Origin of the sequence: Heyndrickxia ginsengihumi, from assembly GCF_011008565.1 — a bacterium.
In the GTDB taxonomy this organism is placed as follows: Bacteria; Bacillota; Bacilli; order Bacillales; family Bacillaceae_C; genus Weizmannia; species Weizmannia ginsengihumi.
On record NZ_JAAIWK010000060.1, the window covers coordinates 1 to 1,373 of the forward strand.

Here is a 1,373-nt window from a genome sequence, read left to right on the forward strand (position 1 = left end):
GGCTCTATTATATTTGTTGGGGTGTGAATAAAATTCAGACATAAAAATACACGTAAACTCCTAAATCCTTTACACTTGAATTGTCGAGAAACAAATGAAGGATAGGAGTTACGTGTACATGAATTTTAACATTATTTTGCCTGGATTAGAAGACGCAATCATTACTAAAGCCGAAGAGATTAAAGGAACTTATCGCGTTCACATCAAGTTACCACAAAGAGTGCAGCAGTGTCCGGAATGTGGCAATCCGACCAACCTTGTTCATGACTATCGAATACAGAGGATCCAACATCTTAAAATGTTTGAGCGAGACACATACCTGTTTTATCACAAACGACGATATAGATGTCTGTGTGGCAAGCGTTTTCCTGAAAAAAACAAGGTGGTTGAGCGCTATCAAAGACACACAATAGAGTGGAACCAAGCACTGGGTATAAGAGTTATTCAGGGCAAGAATTTTAAAGATACCGCAGCCCAATTCAGGACATCCCAAGCAACCGCTATTCGTCGATTTGATCACATATCCTCTGGATATCTAAAAGAAGTAAAAGAACTCCCCAAAGTCATCGCCATTGATGAATATAAAGGCGATACCAATGAGGGCAAGTTTCAAGTGATTATCGCTAATGCTCAAACAGGAGAACCGTTAGACATCCTACCAAACAGATCCGTTGAAACCGTAAAAAATTATTTACGCCAGAAGGGATCTCATGTTGAAATGGTCGTTATGGATATGAGCTATAGCTTTAAGTCGGCGGTGAAGCAGGCACTGGGTAAACCCATCATTATTGCTGACCGATTTCACTTTTGTCGCTATATTTATTGGGCATTAGACCGTGTAAGGCGACGTGTCCAGAAGGAATTCAATGAATACGATCGCAAAAAGTGTAAAATCATGAGGCATGTTTTCTATAAACCTCAAGACAAATTATCAAAAAAGCAAAGCTGGTATCTAGAAAGATATCTTAAACAATCAGAGGAATTAAAGTGTGCTTATCAATTAAAGGAGTCTTTCCGCATATGGTTTGAAACATCAAAGAAAAACGGTGCTCTAATGGCCGAGGTTAAGGAAGGGTTAAAAACCTTTTATAATCAGGTAATTGAGTCAGGAATAAAAGAATTTATTCAAGCTATAAAAACCCTGAAGAATTGGCAAATTGAAATTTTAAATAGCTTTGCGTTTGGATATACCAACGGATTCGTTGAGGGGCTTAATAACCAAACCAAGGTCATTAAACGAAATGCTTTTGGTTTCAAACGTTATGACCGCTTGCGTTTGCGTGTTTTATTACATCATCAATTTAAGGTTAAAGGAATTCCGGTAATTTAGGGGTAGGAGCGAGAGCTCATACCCCAACATTTGACGTAGAACC

1 protein-coding gene is annotated in these 1,373 nt (G+C 38.5%); it reads left to right on the forward strand.

The window, feature by feature from the left end; translation table 11 throughout:
• Nucleotides 1-112: 112 nt before the first annotated feature.
• Entirely contained in the window at nt 113-1,330 is a 1,218-nt protein-coding gene (locus G4D61_RS17865; RefSeq protein ID WP_429889450.1) for an ISL3 family transposase, read from the forward strand.
• Nucleotides 1,331-1,373 lie beyond the last annotated feature (43 nt).